Annotated in this window: 17 protein-coding genes; 10 read left to right on the forward strand and 7 right to left on the reverse strand. The window is 74.4% G+C overall.

Features of this window, described 5'->3' with window-relative positions; genetic code table 11:
• Nucleotides 1-125 precede the first annotated feature (125 nt).
• The 3 genes from AB0L34_RS17880 to AB0L34_RS17890 all read right to left on the reverse strand — a co-directional run bounded on the left by AB0L34_RS17880 (nt 126) and on the right by AB0L34_RS17890 (nt 2,260).
• Nucleotides 126-995 carry an NAD(P)H-hydrate dehydratase gene (locus AB0L34_RS17880; protein WP_363705515.1) on the reverse strand — a complete coding sequence of 290 codons (870 nt, stop codon included), beginning with the start codon at nt 993-995 and terminating at the stop codon, nt 126-128.
• On the reverse strand, nt 979-1,710 hold the full coding sequence (locus tag AB0L34_RS17885) for a histidine phosphatase family protein (protein WP_363705516.1): 732 nt from the start codon (nt 1,708-1,710) through the stop codon (nt 979-981). The genes AB0L34_RS17880 and AB0L34_RS17885 overlap by 17 nt, the downstream gene beginning before the upstream one ends.
• Nucleotides 1,711-1,786: 76 nt before the next feature.
• Nucleotides 1,787-2,260, reverse strand: a complete 474-nt coding sequence (locus tag AB0L34_RS17890) for a hypothetical protein (RefSeq protein ID WP_363705517.1) — start codon at nt 2,258-2,260, stop codon at nt 1,787-1,789.
• A 120-nt stretch (nt 2,261-2,380) separates the two neighbouring features.
• On the opposite strand from AB0L34_RS17890, the gene AB0L34_RS17895 reads away from it, so the two are divergent.
• The 3 genes from AB0L34_RS17895 to AB0L34_RS17905 all read left to right on the forward strand — a co-directional run bounded on the left by AB0L34_RS17895 (nt 2,381) and on the right by AB0L34_RS17905 (nt 4,136).
• The gene (locus AB0L34_RS17895; RefSeq protein ID WP_350707668.1) at nt 2,381-2,611 is read left to right on the forward strand and encodes a hypothetical protein; all 231 of its coding nucleotides are present in this window, start codon (nt 2,381-2,383) and stop codon (nt 2,609-2,611) included.
• A 132-nt stretch (nt 2,612-2,743) separates the two neighbouring features.
• Nucleotides 2,744-3,070 carry a hypothetical protein gene (locus AB0L34_RS17900; RefSeq protein ID WP_350707556.1) on the forward strand — a complete coding sequence of 109 codons (327 nt, stop codon included), beginning with the start codon at nt 2,744-2,746 and terminating at the stop codon, nt 3,068-3,070.
• Between the two features lie 94 nt (nt 3,071-3,164).
• Nucleotides 3,165-4,136, forward strand: a complete 972-nt coding sequence (locus AB0L34_RS17905) for a DNA primase small subunit domain-containing protein (protein ID WP_363705518.1) — start codon at nt 3,165-3,167, stop codon at nt 4,134-4,136.
• A gap of 107 nt (nt 4,137-4,243) precedes the next feature.
• Here the strand turns inward: AB0L34_RS17905 and AB0L34_RS17910 are convergent, their stop codons facing one another.
• The gene (locus AB0L34_RS17910; RefSeq protein ID WP_357462025.1) at nt 4,244-4,750 is read right to left on the reverse strand and encodes an Lrp/AsnC family transcriptional regulator; all 507 of its coding nucleotides are present in this window, start codon (nt 4,748-4,750) and stop codon (nt 4,244-4,246) included.
• Nucleotides 4,751-4,855: 105 nt separating this feature from the next.
• Between AB0L34_RS17910 and pdhA the strand changes: the two genes are divergently transcribed.
• The 5 genes from pdhA (at nt 4,856) to AB0L34_RS17935 (ending at nt 11,791) form a co-directional block, all read left to right on the forward strand.
• On the forward strand, nt 4,856-6,022 hold the full coding sequence (gene pdhA / locus AB0L34_RS17915) for a pyruvate dehydrogenase (acetyl-transferring) E1 component subunit alpha (RefSeq protein WP_363705519.1): 1,167 nt from the start codon (nt 4,856-4,858) through the stop codon (nt 6,020-6,022).
• Nucleotides 6,022-7,038 (forward strand): alpha-ketoacid dehydrogenase subunit beta, encoded by a 1,017-nt coding sequence (locus tag AB0L34_RS17920; RefSeq protein ID WP_363705520.1) that lies wholly within the window; start codon nt 6,022-6,024, stop codon nt 7,036-7,038. The genes pdhA and AB0L34_RS17920 overlap by 1 nt, the downstream gene beginning before the upstream one ends.
• Entirely contained in the window at nt 7,035-8,399 is a 1,365-nt protein-coding gene (locus tag AB0L34_RS17925) for a dihydrolipoamide acetyltransferase family protein (protein WP_363705521.1), read from the forward strand. The genes AB0L34_RS17920 and AB0L34_RS17925 overlap by 4 nt, the downstream gene beginning before the upstream one ends.
• A gap of 137 nt (nt 8,400-8,536) precedes the next feature.
• Nucleotides 8,537-10,201: a right-handed parallel beta-helix repeat-containing protein gene (locus AB0L34_RS17930; protein ID WP_363705526.1), complete on the forward strand. Its 1,665-nt coding sequence runs from the start codon at nt 8,537-8,539 to the stop codon at nt 10,199-10,201.
• A 324-nt stretch (nt 10,202-10,525) separates the two neighbouring features.
• On the forward strand, nt 10,526-11,791 hold the full coding sequence (locus AB0L34_RS17935) for an Ig-like domain-containing protein (RefSeq protein WP_357462029.1): 1,266 nt from the start codon (nt 10,526-10,528) through the stop codon (nt 11,789-11,791).
• 166 nt (nt 11,792-11,957) lie between these two features.
• On the opposite strand, the gene AB0L34_RS17940 is transcribed toward AB0L34_RS17935, so the two are convergent.
• Nucleotides 11,958-12,980, reverse strand: coding sequence for an SMP-30/gluconolactonase/LRE family protein (locus AB0L34_RS17940; RefSeq protein WP_363705522.1), 1,023 nt, complete (start codon nt 12,978-12,980; stop codon nt 11,958-11,960).
• A gap of 164 nt (nt 12,981-13,144) precedes the next feature.
• Here AB0L34_RS17940 and AB0L34_RS17945 point away from each other — a divergent pair, with 164 nt between their 5' ends.
• Entirely contained in the window at nt 13,145-13,495 is a 351-nt protein-coding gene (locus tag AB0L34_RS17945; protein ID WP_363705523.1) for an STAS domain-containing protein, read from the forward strand.
• A gap of 110 nt (nt 13,496-13,605) precedes the next feature.
• On the opposite strand, the gene AB0L34_RS17950 is transcribed toward AB0L34_RS17945, so the two are convergent.
• On the reverse strand, nt 13,606-13,998 hold the full coding sequence (locus AB0L34_RS17950) for an FKBP-type peptidyl-prolyl cis-trans isomerase (protein WP_350707573.1): 393 nt from the start codon (nt 13,996-13,998) through the stop codon (nt 13,606-13,608).
• A gap of 240 nt (nt 13,999-14,238) precedes the next feature.
• Nucleotides 14,239-14,811 (reverse strand): hypothetical protein, encoded by a 573-nt coding sequence (locus AB0L34_RS17955; RefSeq protein WP_357462032.1) that lies wholly within the window; start codon nt 14,809-14,811, stop codon nt 14,239-14,241.
• A gap of 213 nt (nt 14,812-15,024) precedes the next feature.
• Between AB0L34_RS17955 and AB0L34_RS17960 the strand changes: the two genes are divergently transcribed.
• Nucleotides 15,025-15,783 (forward strand): CBS domain-containing protein (locus tag AB0L34_RS17960; protein WP_363705524.1); only part of this gene is annotated, 759 nt, incomplete at its 3' end.

Genomic DNA, 15,783 nt, shown 5'->3' on the forward strand with positions numbered 1-15,783 from the left:
CCAGCCGGGTGCGCCCCCTGGCGGGGGTGCGGCCGGCGGGAGCCGGGCGGGACGCCCGTCTCCGATGGACCAGCCTAGGAGCTGAATGTGGCGTTACACACATCCGTTCGGTCAGACAGGAAGTGTCAGACGGTGGCGAGGGTGTGGGGAATCTCGTCGAGCAGCTCCCGGGCGAGGAACCCGATCCGGCCGAACCGTGGCACCAGCCGCTGGCCGCTCACCGCGTGGGCGAACGCCGCCCAGCACGCGGCCTGCGCCGGCTCGGCGCCCCGGGACAGCAGCCCGGCCAGCAGTCCGGCGCGGACGTCCCCGCTGCCGGACGTGCCGAGCCCCGCGTCGCCGCTCTCCTCCCGCCAGCTCCGCCTGTCGGGTGTGGAGACGTGGCCGTAGAGCGAGACCACGGCGTCGTACCGGCCGGCCAGCTCGATGGCCTCGGCGTCCAGGTCGTCGCCGGGGTCCCGGCCCAGCAGGTGCCGCGCCTCGGTGAGGTTGGGGGTGAGCACCACCGGCCGTCCGGACCCGACCAGCAGGTCCGGGGCGTGGCTGAGCGCACCCAGGGCGTACGCGTCGAGCACCAGCGCCGTCTCCCGGGCGGCCGCGTCGAGCACCAGGCGCAGCAGCGCCGCCGTCTCGTCGATGTCCTTCAGGCCGGGGCCGAGGGCGACCACGTCCGCCTCGGCCACCAGGTCGCCCAGCAGCTCGCCGGGCCCGCCCGCTACCGCGCCGTCGGCGGTCTCGGGCAGGCCCACCACCAGCGCCTCGGGCACCTGGATGCTCAGCGCGGCGGCGGTGGACTCGGCGGCGGCGAGCTGGAGCACCCCGGCCCCGGCCCGCAGCGCGGCCACGCCGGCGAGCAGCACCGCCCCGGGGGTGAACCGGGAGCCGCCGACCACCAGCACCGTGCCCCGGGCCTCCTTGCCCCCGGTCGGCACCGGCAGCGCCCAGTCCCGTAGCAGCTTGGGGGTGATCACGAGCGTGTCAGACCGGTTCGGCATGGACCTCGTCCTCCCTGGTCGGCCGGGCGCCCTGGGCCCGCAGGTGGCCGACGTCGTTGAACACGTCCGGGCTCAGCCGGCCGTCGGCCCCGGCGGACCAGCCGGTGATCGAGCAGTTGGCGATGACGTGCTCCCGGGTCAGCGCCATCAGCTCCGCCTCGGTGAGCCCCTCCACCAGGTAACGCGTCAAGAAGACCAGGGCGTCGTGGCCGAACAGCAGCGCCCGCCGGCCCTCGTGGTCGCGGCGCAGGTCGCCGAGGAGGGCGCGCAGGCGCAGCGCCACGTCCGTCCAGGACTCGCCGCCCGGCGGCCGGTAGTAGAACTTGCCGAGCCGGTCCCGGCGCGCCGCCTCCTCCGGGTGGCGCCGGCGCGCCCCGTGCCCGGTCAACCCGTCCAGGATGCCGAGTTCCCGGTCGCGCAGCCGCTCGTCTCTGGTGAGCGGGATCCCGGTGCCGGCCAGGGCCAACTCGGCGGTCCGCACGGCCCGCAGGTACGGCGACACCACCGCGATGTCGGGCCGGCGGGCCTCGGGCAGCCCGGCCAACCAGCGCGCGGTGGCCCGGGCCTGCGCCTCCCCGGTCGGACTCAGCGGCACGTCCGCGTCCCGGTGGGTCAGGTCGATCAGCTCGGCCCCGGACGCCTCGGCCGCGGTGGCCGCCACGTTCGCCGTGCTCTCGCCGTGCCGGACGATCCAGAGCGCTGCCAGTTCCGCCATGCGGCAACCCCTACCCGGGGCCCGCCCCGGATAACCGACCCTCCGCCCCCCGCCCTGGCGGCGGGCGGCGGGACGCTCAGGCGGCCGGGCAGCGGGCGAAGAGGGTGGTGAAGCCCGACTCGACGCGCTCGATGCCGAGCACCAGGCCCGCGCCCTCCCCGGCGAGCGTCAGCTCCAGGTCCTCGTCCACCTTGACCGACTCGAAGGTCGCCCAGTCGAGCACCACGTGGTCGCGCCGGGCCTGGAACATGTCGCCGCGGTCCACGACGACGCGCCACCGGCCGGCGCCGTGCGCCGGCACCGCGCCCGCGTGCTCGTTCTCCCGCCGGTAGCCCGGCACGAAGTCCTCGTCGTGCAGAACCTCGTCGATCAGCGAGGCGGAGACGTCGGTGACGGTGAACCCGCCGGCCGCGTCGAGGGTGAGCACGTCCCGTTCCGGGCCGCACCAGACACCGGTGACGTCGGCGGCGGCGGTGGGCGGTGGCTCGCCCCCGCAGCCGGCGGCGACGAGCGCCAGCACCAGCGACGCGTACCCCGTCCGTCCGCGCACGAACGCCCCCCTCCGCCCGGCATCGTAGCCCCGCCGCCGGGCGTGAACGGGACCGGGCCGGGTAAGCGCTGCTGCCACCGAACAGCGAGAGCGAGATGGGGAGGTACGTCCGTGGCGACCATGACCAAGGAAATGATCAGCCCGGTCAAGGACCAGAACTACGACCTGATCCACGTCCTGCAGATGTCGTTGCAGCACATCTGGAAACTGGACACCTACATCGCCGACGCGGATTCGCGGGGCGACACGGAACTGGCCACCTGGTTCCGCAAGATGCAGGAGAACAACCGCAAGGCGGGTGAGCAGGGCAAGAAGATGCTCATGTCACGCCTCCAGGAGGAGATGAGCTGAGTTCGGCCCGAGGTGGCTGGGCGGCCGGAGACGGGCCGCCCGGCCACCTCGCGTATGCCCGGCGCACGGGGCAGCGCGGACGGCCGCCGACCGGCAGAATGTCCATCCGGGTCACACGGGATGGAGCCGCCGATGACGGTCGTCAGGGGTCTGCGGGAAGCACTGGTGCTGTTCGTGATCGCGCTCGTCGTGGTCGCGGCCGCCGCCGGTGTCTGGGTCGCCCTGGGCGGCGGCGACTTCGTCTACCGCTTCGGCATCGCCCTCGTGGTGGTCGGTGGGCTGCTCGGCATCACCGGTGACCTCACCCTCAGCCGGATCGGCATGATGGGGGCGCGCGCCACCTTCGGCGTGGCGCCCGAGCGCGAGGCCGCCGGCGAGGGGCGGGTGCTCACCGGGATCGGGATCTTCCTGTTCGTCGGTCTGCCACTCATGGCCGTGGGCATCATGCTGATCGCCTGAGACCGGGCCCGACGGCCGCCGGCCGTGTCGGAGGCGCTCGCCGGGGGACCGCGACGGGCCGTGCCGACCGGCCCGCCGGGTTACGGTGTGGGGCGTGGCGACGCCGGCCGAGGAGATCAAGGTGGGGGAGCGGCTGGTCCGCGTCTCCAGCCCCGACAAGCCCTACTTCCCGGAGTTGGGGCTGACCAAGCTGGACGTGGTGAGGTATTTCCTGGCCGTCGGCGACGGCGTCCTGCGCGCCCTGCGGGACCGGCCGACCATGTTGGAGCGGTGGCCGCGCGGCGTCTTCCCGGGGGCGAAGATCGGCACCCGGCAGGACAACCGGGGCGACGCCTTCTACCAGAAGCGGCTCCCGGCGGGGGCGCCCGAGTGGGTGCGCACCGCCCACATCACCTTTCCGAGCGGGCGTACGGCCGACGAGGTCGCGCCGAGCGAGCTGGCGGTGGTGATCTGGGCGGCGAACCTCGGCACGCTGCGGTTCCACCCGTGGCCGGTCTCCGCCGCCGACGTCGAGCGGCCCGACCAGCTCCGGATCGACCTCGACCCGATGCCGGGGGTGGGCTTCGACCAGGTGGTGCCGGTGGCCCACGAGGTGCGCGCGTTCCTCGACGAGTTGGGGCTGACGGGCTATCCGAAGACCACAGGCGGGCGGGGCCTGCACGTCTACCTGTCGATCGAGCCCCGGTGGAGCTTCGGCGAGTGCCGGCGGGCGGTGCTGGCGCTGGGCCGGGAGATGCAGCGCCGGCTGCCGGAGCTGGTCACCACCACCTGGTGGCGGGAGCAGCGGGACCGCCCGGTCTTCGTCGACTACAACCAGATGTCCCGGGACCACACGATGGCCTCGGCGTACTCCATCCGCCCCACCCCGCAGGCGCTGGTCTCCGCGCCCCTGGACTGGTCGGAGCTGGACGACGCGCGGCCGGAGGACTTCGACGTCACCACGATGCCGGCCCGGTTCGCCGAGCGCGGCGACCCGCACGCGGGCCTCGACGACCGGCGCTTCTCGCTCGACCCGCTGCTGGAGTTGGCCGACCGGGAGGGGCTGGAGGCCCCGCCGGAGCGCTGAGCCCGCCGGCCACGGCGGACCGTGGCCGGAGCGCCGGGCCTGCGGGCCGCCGCGGGCCCGGCCGGCGGCCCCCGGAGCGGTGCGCCTGCCGGCCGCCCCGGCGCGGCTCACTCCCACGGGCTGCGGTCGCCGTCGAACTCGTCGAAGACCAGCCAGGTGCGGGTGGACAGCACCCCGGCGATGCTCTGCACCCGGCCCAGCACCACGTCCCGCAGCGTGGCGTTGTCCGGCGCCCGGACCAGGGCCAGCACGTCGTGGTCGCCGCCGAGCAGCGCGGCGTGCTCGATGTAGCGCACCCGGGCCAGCTCCGCCGACACCTCCCGCCAGGTGTTCTGCTCGATCTTGAGCGCGACGTACGCCGAGGTGCCCAGCCCCGCCGCCTCGGGCGCGACCTGGGCCCGGAAACCGGTGATCACCCCGTCGCGCAGCAGCCGCTCCACCCGCGCGTACGCGTTGGTGCGGGAGATGTGGATCCGCTCGGCGAGGGTGCGCACGGAGGTGCGGCCGTCGCGGACCAGTTCGTCGAGGATCCGCCGGTCGACTCCGTCGAGGGGTCGGGCCGAACGTCCCGTTCCGGCGGCCGACTCCGCGCTCGGCCCGGACTCCTGGCTCATCTCGATGCCTCCCGCATGCCATCCGTCCCGCGTTTGTCATGGATCTTGAGTCAATCATCCGACGGCAGGAGCATAGGCCCACCACACGTCCCAGGAGGTCCCGCCGTGACGACCACACCCGAGGCGGTCCGCAGGGCATCCCCGCGCAGGCGTCGGGCGGCCACCCCGCCCGACCCGGCCAAGCCGCTGCTGCCGGCCACCGATCCGGTCCGCCTGCTCGATCCCGCCGGCACGCCGCTGCCCGCCCACGCCGACTACCCCGAGCCGCCCGTCGAGGCGCTCGCCGACATGTACCGGCGGATGGTCATCGGCCGCCGCTTCGACATCCAGGCCACCGCCCTGACCAAGCAGGGCCGGCTGGCGGTCTACCCGTCCTCGCGCGGCCAGGAGGCCTGCCAGGTCGGCGCGATCCTCGCCCTGCGCGAGGACGACTGGGTCTTCCCGACCTACCGGGAGTCGATGGCGCTGGTCTCCCGGGGCATCGACCCGGTCGAGGTGCTGACCCTGCTGCGCGGTGACTGGCACTGCGGGTACGACCCCGCGGCCCGGCACACCGCCCCGCAGTGCACCCCGCTGGCGACCCAGTGCGTGCACGCCGCCGGGCTGGCCTACGGCGAGGCGTACCAGGGGCGGGACACCGTCGCGCTGGCCTTCATCGGCGACGGCGCCACCAGCGAGGGCGACTTCCACGAGGGCGTGAACTTCGCCGCCGTGTTCAAGGCGCCGGTCGTCTACTTCGTGCAGAACAACAAGTACGCCATCAGCGTCCCGCTGTCCCGGCAGACCGCCGCCCCGTCGCTGGCGTACAAGGGCGTCGGCTACGGCGTGCCCAGCGAGCAGGTCGACGGCAACGACCCGGTGGCCGTCCTCGCGGTGCTCACCCGCGCGGTCGCGCACGCCCGCGCCGGCAAGGGTCCGTTCCTCGTCGAGGCGCACACCTACCGGATGGAGCCGCACACCAACGCCGACGACGCCACCCGCTACCGCGACGGCGCCGAGGTCGACGCCTGGCGGGACCGGGACCCGGTCGCCCGCCTGGAGACGTACCTGCGGGCGCGGGACGTGCTCGACGACGCGCGCGTCGCCGCGATCGCCGAGGAGGCCGAGGCGTACGCCGCCGACCTGCGCACCCGGATGAACGCGCAGCCGACGGTCGACCCGATGAGCCTCTTCGACCACGTCTACGCCGAGCCCACCCCGCAGCTGGTCGAGCAGCGCGAGCAGGTCCGCGCCGAGCTGGCCGCCGCCGCAGACGAGGAGAGTGAGCGCTGATGGCCGCCCTGACCATGGCGAAGGCGCTCAACGCCGCGCTCGCCGACGCGATGCTCGACGACGACCGGGTGCTCGTCTTCGGCGAGGACGTCGGGGCGCTCGGCGGCGTCTTCCGGATCACCGACGGCCTCCAGGCCCGCTTCGGTGACAAGCGCTGCTTCGACACCCCGCTCGCCGAGGCCGGCATCGTCGGCTTCGCCGTCGGGCTGGCCATGTCGGGGCTGCGCCCGGTGGTCGAGATGCAGTTCGACGCGTTCGCGTACCCGGCGTTCGAGCAGATCGCCTCGCACGTGGCGAAGCTGCGCAACCGCACCCGTGGCGCGCTCAGCGTGCCGATCGTCATCCGGGTGCCGTACGCCGGAGGCATCGGCGGGGTCGAGCACCACTGCGACTCCAGCGAGGCGTACTACGCCCACACCCCCGGCCTGAAGGTGGTCACCCCGGCGACGGTCGAGGACGCGTACTCGCTGCTGCGCCAGGCGATCGACGACCCCGACCCGGTCGTGTTCATGGAGCCGAAGAAGCTCTACTTCTCCAGCGCCGACGCGGAGCTACCCGCGACCACCGCGCCGATCGGCCGCGCGGTCGTGCGCCGCCCGGGCCGCGACGCCACCCTCGTCGCGTACGGGCCGGCGGTGCCGGTGGCGCTGGAGGCCGCCGAGGCCGCCCGCGAGGAGGGCTGGGACCTGGAGGTCGTGGACGTGCGCAGCATCGTGCCGTTCGACGACGAGACCGTCACCGCCTCGGTCCGGCGCACCGGCCGGTGCGTGGTGATCCAGGAGGCGCAGGGCTTCGCCGGGGTCGGCGCGGAGATCGCCGCCCGCGTGCAGGAGCGCTGCTTCCACGCCCTGCACGCCCCGGTGCTGCGGGTGTCCGGGCTGGACATCCCGTACCCGGCGCCGATGCTGGAGCACACCCACCTGCCGTCGGTGGACCGGGTGCTCGACACGGTGGCCCGGCTCCAGTGGGACGACCAGCCGGACGAGCGCTGGCTGACCCGGGGGAGCGCGGCGTGACGACCGTGGACGGGGCGCAGGTCTTCCTCCTGCCCGACCTGGGCGAGGGGCTGAGCGAGGCCGAGATCGTCGAGTGGCGGGTCGCCGTGGGCGACGTGGTCACGGTGGACCAGACCGTCGTCGAGGTGGAGACCGCCAAGGCCGTCGTCGACGTGCCCTGCCCGTACGCCGGGCGGGTCGTCGCGCTGCACGGCGCGGCGGGTGAGGTCCGCCCGGTCGGCCAGCCGCTGGTCACCATCGCGCCGGTGGACGGCGACGGCGGGGCCGGCGACGAGCCCGCCGGGCACGCCACCTACCGCGAGGAGGAGCGCGCCGGCTCCGGCAACGTCCTGATCGGGTACGGCACCGGCCACGGCGGCGCGGGGCGGCGGCGTCGCCGGCCCCGCCTCGCGGCGGCCCCCGACCCCCGCCCGGCCGCCGTTGATCCCCGCCCGGCCGCCGCCGAGCCCGCGGACCGTCCGCGCGACGCGGCGCCCCTGGTCATCTCCCCGATCGTGCGCCGGCTGGCCCGCGAGCACGGCCTCGACCTGGCCGCGCTGCGCGGCACGGGTCCGGGCGGGGTGGTGCGCCGCGCCGACGTGGAGGCCGCGGTGGCCGAGGCGTCGTCGCCGGCCGCCCGGCTCGCGGCGGTGCCGGACCAGCCCGCCGTGTCGGCCGTACCCGAGGCGGCGGACGTGATCGTCCCGCTGACCGGCATCCGCAAGGCGATCGCCGACAAGCTCTCCCGCAGCCGGCGGGAGATCCCCGAGGTGACCATCTGGGTGGACGCCGACGCCACGGGGCTGCTGGAGACCCGGGCCGCGATCAACGCGGCGACCCCGGACGCGACGGTGAGCATCCTGGCCCTGCTGGCCCGGATCTGCCTGTCCGGCCTGCGCAAGTACCCGCAGCTCAACGCCCGGGTCGACACCGAGGGCGAGCGGATCGTGCAGTCGGCCGGGGTGCACCTGGGCATCGCCGCCCAGACCGACCGGGGGCTGGTCGTGCCGGTGCTGCGGGACGCGCAGCGGCTCACCACCGCCGAGCTGGCGGCCGAGCTGACCGCGACCACCTCGGCGGCCCGGGCCGGCACGCTGCCCCCGGCCCGGCTCACCGGCGGCACGTTCACGCTGAACAACTACGGCGTCTTCGGCGTCGACGGCTCCACGCCGATCATCAACCACCCCGAGGCGGCGCTGCTCGGGGTGGGGCGGATCGTGGACAAGCCGTGGGTGGTGGACGGGCAGCTCGCGGTGCGAAAGGTGACCCAGCTCAGCCTGACCTTCGACCACCGGGTCTGCGACGGCGGGGTGGCGGGGGGTTTCCTGCGGCACGTCGCCGACTGCGTCGAGCAGCCGGCGCTGCTGATCGCCAACGTCTGACCCGCCGCGACGGCCCCGGTTCCGCCTCCCGGCGGCGCCGGGGCCGTCGCCGTCGCGGCGGGCGTTTCCCCGAAGGCGAGCCGGGAATGCGGGCCTGGCTGTCCCGCCGAGGGGAGGACGAGGTGGCGTACCCGGACATGCCCTCCGCCGGCGGCGTGCGCCGCTACGCGGTCGCCGGTGCCCCGCTGCTCTGCGACGCCCGGGAACACGGCCTGGTGGGCGACGGCGCGACCAACGACCAGCCGGCCCTGGCGGCGCTGGTGGACCGCCTCGGCGACGCGCACGCCGCCGACGGCCGGGTCCGGATCATCTACTGCCCGCCCGGGGTGTACTCGATGCGGGACTCGGGCACGGTCTGGCGCTCCGGGGTGTCGCTGATCGGCGCCGGCCCGGGGGCGACCCGCTTCGTGCTCAGCAACGCCGGCAACCGGGCCGACCCGGCCCCGCTGGCCTTCCACACCGCGCGGCAGCACGGGGCCGGCCCGGACCGTCACCTGGCCGACTGCACCTTCGCCGACTTCGAGATCGACGGTTCGGGCGTGGCGTCGGCGGACTACAACCCGCTGGCCAAGGGTCTCGGCCTGCAGTACGTCGTCCGGGGTGTGTTCCGCAACCTGTACATCCACCACACCGCCGCCACCGGCCTGGGCTGCGACTTCCTCCAGGACTGCCTGATCGACGGGGTGCTGGTGGTCGGCTGCGGGCGGCTGGACAACGGCACCCAGATGGGCGGCGCGGGCGTCGGCGTCGGCATCGGCGGCTGGGGCAGCGTGGAACGGTTCAACATCGTCAACTGCAGCGCGGTGGACAACGCGACCAACGGGATCTTCCTGGAGTTGCAGGAGGCGAGCCACCTGCGCCCGCGCGGGGTGCGGATCATCGGCTGCCACGCCCAGGGCAACCGGTTCGGCATCTCCGACTGGGGCGCGAACGGCCTGATCGTCTCCGCCTGCACGATGACCGGCAACCTGGAGGCGGGCTTCCACGTCTCGGCGAAGGGCACCACGCACACCGCCGGGCGGGCCGGCATCCTCACGGACTGCGTGATCGACGGCAACCTGGGCGACGGGGTCAGCATCGGCAACACCCCCGGGCCGTACACGATCCGCGGCAACCGGATCAGCGGCAACGGCCGGTACGGCTACCACCAGCGCAACCTCGGCGGCGCGGAGGAGCAGATCGCCGAGGAGATCGTCATCGAGAGCAACGACTTCTACGGCAACAGCGCCGACGCCATCCGCATCGACCGCCCGCTCCGCGACATGATCGTGGTGGGCAACCGGATCCGCAACAACGGGCGGCAGTGCGCGCCGGCGATGAGCGGGCGCGGCGACTCGGTGCGCTACAGCGAGCGGAAGGTGGTGGACCGGCGGGCGACCTGGCCGAACGACGGTCACCGGGGCAAGGTGGTGCGCGTCGGCGACAGGATCGCCATGGTGGCGGCCAACGACGACAGCGAGCTGACGCTCGCGCCGATCCGCCCCGACGCCTCCAGCGGGTGGAGCGGGGGCACGCCGCTGCCGGGATCGCCGTACGAGCTGCCGGCCGGCCCGCCGGTGCGGGCCGGCATCACGATCAACGCGGCGGTCGACTCGGCCACCATCCGGGGCAACCGGATCTGGGACAACAAGAACCCGAGCACCCAGAACCACGGCCTCTGGATCACCGGCGAGGGCAGTTGCGTGGACTGCCGGGTGGAGGACAACGACCTCGCCGGCAACGCCGACTCCGCCATCCGCATGGACACCCCGCCGGTCGGCGGTCGGTGGGAACGCAACCACGGCGACGACGACTGGACCTGAGCCGGCGTCACGCGGGTGGCCGAGGCCCGCCCGGCCGTTGGCCGTCGCCACCGCCACGAGGCCGGGGCGGGGCACCGGGGGCGGGTCGGGCGGGAACGGCGCGGGGCGGCGCAACCGGGACGCGGCGGCATGGCCGGGCTCCGGCGGTGCCGGTCCGGGCGATCCCGGACGGACCCGGAAACGGGGGCGCCCGGACCCATTCCGCGCAGTCCGGCAAATGCGCCCCATAATTGCTTTTCCCTTTTCGCCGAAAATTGCGCGCCCGTCCGGGCGGTATGGAGAGAATGTGGCGGAGGAGGACGCCAATTAACGGGGGGACGCATCATGAAGTTGAGGCGGCGACTGACGGTTCTGGCCGTGACCATCGCGGCCACGCCGTTGGCCCTCGGCGGGTGCACCGCCGACCGCAAACCGGGTGCCGGGCCGGCCGAGGGGCGGGCGACGGCCCCGGAGCTGGCCGTGACGCCCGCCGACCGCGCCCGCGAGGTGCCGGTCAGCGCCGAGGTGGGGACCGTCGTCAAGGGTGGACGGGTCACGTCGGTCCGGATCACCGACGACAAGGGCGCGGAGATCAAGGCGGAGCCCCGGGAGGACGGCTCGGGCTGGGTGCCGAGCAAGCCGTTGCAGCCGCGGCGCACCTACACCGCGGAGGTGACCGCCACGGGTGACTCGGGGAAGACCACCACCCGGAAGACCACCTTCACCACGATGCCGAAATCGTCGAAGCCGGAAATCACCAGCACGTTGTATTTCGCCGGCAACCGGACGTACGGCACCGCCATGCCGGTGACCGTCGCCTTCGACCCGCCCATTCCGAAAGAGGCCAGGGCGGACGTGCAGCGCCGGTTGTTCGTGAAGACCGACCCGCCGCAGCCGGGCACCTGGTCGTGGGTGTCCGACGGCAGCCAGGTCTATTACCGGGCCCCCGATTTCTGGCGCCCGGGCACCACGATCAGCGTCCGGGCCGGGCTGGAGGGCCTGCCGATCGGCAAGGACCGGGTCGGCGACTCCGACCGGACCGCCACTTCCAAGATCGGCCGGCAGGTGGCTCTGGAGATCGACAACGCGACCAAGCAGATGTCCGTGGTGCGCGACGGCAAGGTCGTCCGCAAGATCCCGGTCAGCATGGGCAAGCCGAGCACGCCGACCTCCAGCGGCAAGATGGTGATCATGGAGAAGCACGAGCAGACGACGTTCGACACCCGGGGTTCGGCCGACCCCTACGTGGTCGACGTCGAGGACGCCCAGCGCCTCACCTGGGGCGGTGAGTTCATCCACGCGGCGCCGTGGTCGGTGGGGGACCAGGGCAACACCAACGTCTCGCACGGCTGCACCAACGTCTCCAACGAGGCCGCGGACTGGCTGATGGGCGTCACGCAGGTCGGTGACCTGGTCACCATCAAGGGCACCGAGGTCGGGTTGAACGAGGGCAACGGCTGGACCGCGTGGAACGTCGGCTGGGACGAGTTCGCCAAGGGCAGCGCGCTGCCGGTGCCGGCCGGGCTCCGGCCGGCCCCGTCGCAGGCCCCGCACCCGGGCGCCGTGGCCGGGGGCTCGCCGGTGCCGGCGCCGTCCGTCCGCGGCGGCTGACCAGGCCGTACGCACACCGGGGACCGGTCCGCCGCCAGGCGGGCCGGTCCCCGACCTGCCAGGCCGGCGGGGCGTCGTCGTGTCACCGGACGTGGCCGGGTCTCGTCGTGCCGCCGGACGCGGTCCACGGTCGTGCCGGACGTGGTCCGGCCGGTGTCGCCGTGGCTCAGGCCAGCGGCACCCGCGCGATCCCGGTGCCGGTGAGGCTGCCCAGCCAGAGGTGCTCGCCGTGCTGGCGCACGCCGGTCACCATGTCGTAGCTCCCGCGCGGCCCGTGCAGGGTCCGCAGCACCCGCCCCTCGCCGTCGACCAGCGCGACCAGGCCGTAGCGCAGCGGCTTCGGCTGCACGGCGGCCGGCAGCACCGCGACGAGCTGGCGCAGCCGCGGGTGGGGCAGCAGCCGTTCGACGAGCGGCACCCGGGGGCTGGGCAGCGCGATCCAGTACGTCCCGTCGCCGACCGGCGTCAGATTGTCCGGGTACGCCGGCAGATCCGCCAGCACGGTGACCGCCCCGTCGGGCAGGGCGACCCGCACCAGCCGGTGGGTGGCGGTCTCCACCAGCATCAGCGCCGACTCGTCCGGGGTGAGCGCGATCCCGTTGGGGAAGTAGAGCCCCGCGCAGACGACGTCGGTGCGCCCGCTGCGCGGGTCGTACGCCAGCACCCGCCCGTTGGGCCGGTGCTCCAGCAGGTCCCGCTTCCAGTGCGAGACGGGAAAGCGGTCGGAGGAGTCAGTGAAGTAGACGGTGCCGTCGCGGGCGACCGTGGCGTTGTCGGCCAGGTGCGCCCTCGCGCCGACCCCGCCCAACTCCCGCACCGTCCCGTCACCGGTCACCCGCAGCAACCCCCGGTACGCGTCGCACACGACGAGGCTGCCGTCGAGCGGGTCGACCTCCACGCCCAGCGGTCGGCCGCCGGTCTCGGCGAGCGGCCGGGGCCGGGTGCCCGGCGGCGCGTCCACCGGCCACCACCAGAGCCGGCCGTCCTCGGTCCCGCTGACCACCCGCCCGGACGGGTCGACGACCACGTCCTCGGGGCCGGCGACGCCGTCGGGCAGGGGCAGCAGCACGGCGGAGTCGAGCCGGCGGTCGGTGGGGGCCCACGGCCCGTCGAGCGGGGGCGGGAGGGTGGCGGGCTCACGGACGGGACGGATCAGCCACGGCGCGCGGGGACGGGGAGGAGCGACCATCGGCCCATTCTCGCCCGCCGGTGTGGCACCCGCCGATCATCGCGGTGGTGCGTTCCTCCTCCCTGAGGAGGATCAGGGAGGCCCTCGGGGGTGACCCTGGGTGGACCCGGATCCCGTCACTGGGCAGGGCGGAAATGTCGGTGGTGGGGGCTAGATTCGTCGGCATGGGGCAGCGTGAGGACAGGTTCCACGTCGAGGTCAGCGTGGACGACTACGTGGTGGACGTGCGGGCGGTCGGCGAGGTCGACATCGCCACGGTCGCCGCGTTCCGCTCCGCGCTCTGGGCGGCCCCCGCCCGGCCGGTGCTCCGGTTGGATCTCTCGGGCGTCCGCGTGCTCTCCGCCGCGGGGGTGCGGGCGCTCGTCGCCGCGCACCTGCGCATCCGCGCCCGGGGCGGCGAGTTGGTGCTGCTGCACCCCGACCCGGTGGTCGCGCGGGTGTTGCGGGCCACCGGCCTGCACCGGGTCATCCCGATCGTCGACTCGTGCGCCGACCGGGAGCTCGTCGCCTGCTGACCACCCCCGGCCGATCGGGTGCGCCTGCTGACCGCCCCCGCCGATCGGGTGCGTGTGCGGCCCGGGCCGACCGCGCGTGGGCGGGTCGGCCCGGGCCCGTGCTCAACGGCTCAGCGGACGCCGACCAGGTCGACGACGAAGACCAGGGTCTCGCCCGGCTTGATGACGCCACCGGCGCCCCGGTTGCCGTAGCCCAGGTGCGGCGGGATGGTCAGCCGGCGCCGGCCGCCGACCCGCATGCCCACCACGCCCTGGTCCCAGCCGGCGATGACCTGCCCGGCGCCGAGCCCGAATTGGAACGTCTCGCCCCGGTTCCAGGAGGAGTCGAACTCGCGGCCGGTGGAGTGCGCGACCCCGACGTAGTGGACGTCGGCCAGCTGCCCCGGCTGGGCCTCCGGTCCCTCGCCGACGGTGATGTCCTCGATGACGAGATCGGCGGGCGGCGCGCCCTCGATCGGGCCCACCTCGGGCTTGCCGGAGCGGGCGCCTGCTGCCTGGTTCATACGGGAGTCTCCTGCCGTTTCGGTCCTGATGTCCCGGTCACCATCCTGCCGGATGGCGACCGGTCGGCGCGCGGCGGTCCCGGGAGGAGTTCGCGTGCGTCGACGTGTCGGCGATGCGCGAGCCTCGACGCCCTCGGGCAGGAGAGCCGGACGCGGCCGGGCGCGACGAGTCGGGCGTACGCACGGACCAGCGGGCGTCACCGGTGGTGACGCCCGCTGGGGGTGAGGTGCCGGACCAGGTCAGCGGAGCCAGGGGAGCCGCCGGACGAGGGGGAGCTTCGCCCAGGCCGCGCCCAGGCCCAGGGTGGCGCCGGCGTTGACGAGCGCGAGACCGACCAGCAGGGCCGCGTTGAGCAGGTGGTCGTCGAGGAAGGGGTTGTTCTCGGGGGGCAGGACGACCGTCCACATCATCACGTAGAGCACCACGCCCGCGACGGCGGCGACGCGCATCCCGATGCCGAGCAGCAGCGCCACGCCGATCGCGGCCAGGCCGGTCATGAAGAGCACGTCCGCCCAGGCGGCCCCGGCGATGCCGTTGTAGAAGCCCTTGAAGGGGCCGGCCGCGCCGAAGGTCAGGAAGCCCTTGGTGGGGCTGCCGCCGTTGATCCAGGCGTTCTTCGCCTCGGTGGCGTGCCCCAGGCCGAAGACCTTGTCCAGGAACGCCCAGAGGAAGGTCCAGCCGAGGGCGATGCGGATGCCGGCGAAGACGTACCGGGTGGCACGCTCCCGGGTGGTCTCGGCGGGGCGCCGGATCTGCGCCGCAGGGGCGATGGTCCCGGTGGTGATCCGCTCGGTCGCGGTCATTGTCTCCACGTCCCTTCGTGTACCTCGCACCGCGCTTCCGGTGGCATCTCCATTGGACACCCGCCGACACCCGCCGGGCAGGGCCGACCGGGCCCCGCCGGACCGGGACCTTGGGCCCCTTCCACACCGGTCCACCCGGCCGTGCCGACCCGGTCCCGCGACCCTGATCCGGCGGGCGGTCGCGGCCATACCGTCGCAGGTGCCAACGGCAGGGAGGTCGTGATGAGGACGTGGCAGGTGGGCGACGTGATGACGCGGGACGTCGCGACGGTGGGGGAGGAGACCCCCTACCGCGAGATCGTCGACGCGCTGGTCCGGCGGGGCATCAGCGGCGTGCCCGTGGTGGACGGGTTCCGCCGGGTGCTCGGCGTCGTGTCCGAGTCGGATCTGCTGCACAAGGTGGAGCGGGCCGGGCACCCGGACGAGCGGCGGATCTTCGAGGGGCGGCGGCGCCGCAGCGCCCGGGAGAAGGCCGACGCGCTGCTGGCCCGCGAACTGATGACCGCGCCGCCGGTGACCACCTGGCCGGAGGCGGCCATCTCCGCCGCCGCGCGGCAACTGGACCGGGAGTCGGTGAAGCGGCTGCCGGTGCTCGACGATCTGGGCCGGCTCGTCGGCATCGTCACCCGGGGCGACCTGCTGCGGGTGCACCTGCGTACGGACGCGGAGATCCGCGAGGACGTGGTGCAGGAGGTGCTGCGCCGGGTGCTCGCGGTGCGGGACGGCCTGGTCACCGTCAAGGTGCGCGACGGTGAGGTGACCCTCGACGGCCGGCTGGACCGGCGCAGCGCGGTCGAGCTGGCGGGGCGGCTGGCCGGGCAGGTCAGCGGCGTGGTCCGGGTGACCAGCACCATCGCGTACGATGTCGACGACCGCTCGCTCGTCGAGCGGGACGCGGGCCCGGCCACCCCGGTGCGCCGCCCTGGTCGTGCTCGCGGTCGTCGTCCTCGCCGTGGCCGGGGCGTTCACCGACGACACCGT

Origin of the sequence: Micromonospora sp. NPDC052213 (assembly GCF_040679695.1) — a bacterium.
Taxonomy (GTDB): domain Bacteria; phylum Actinomycetota; class Actinomycetes; order Mycobacteriales; family Micromonosporaceae; genus Micromonospora.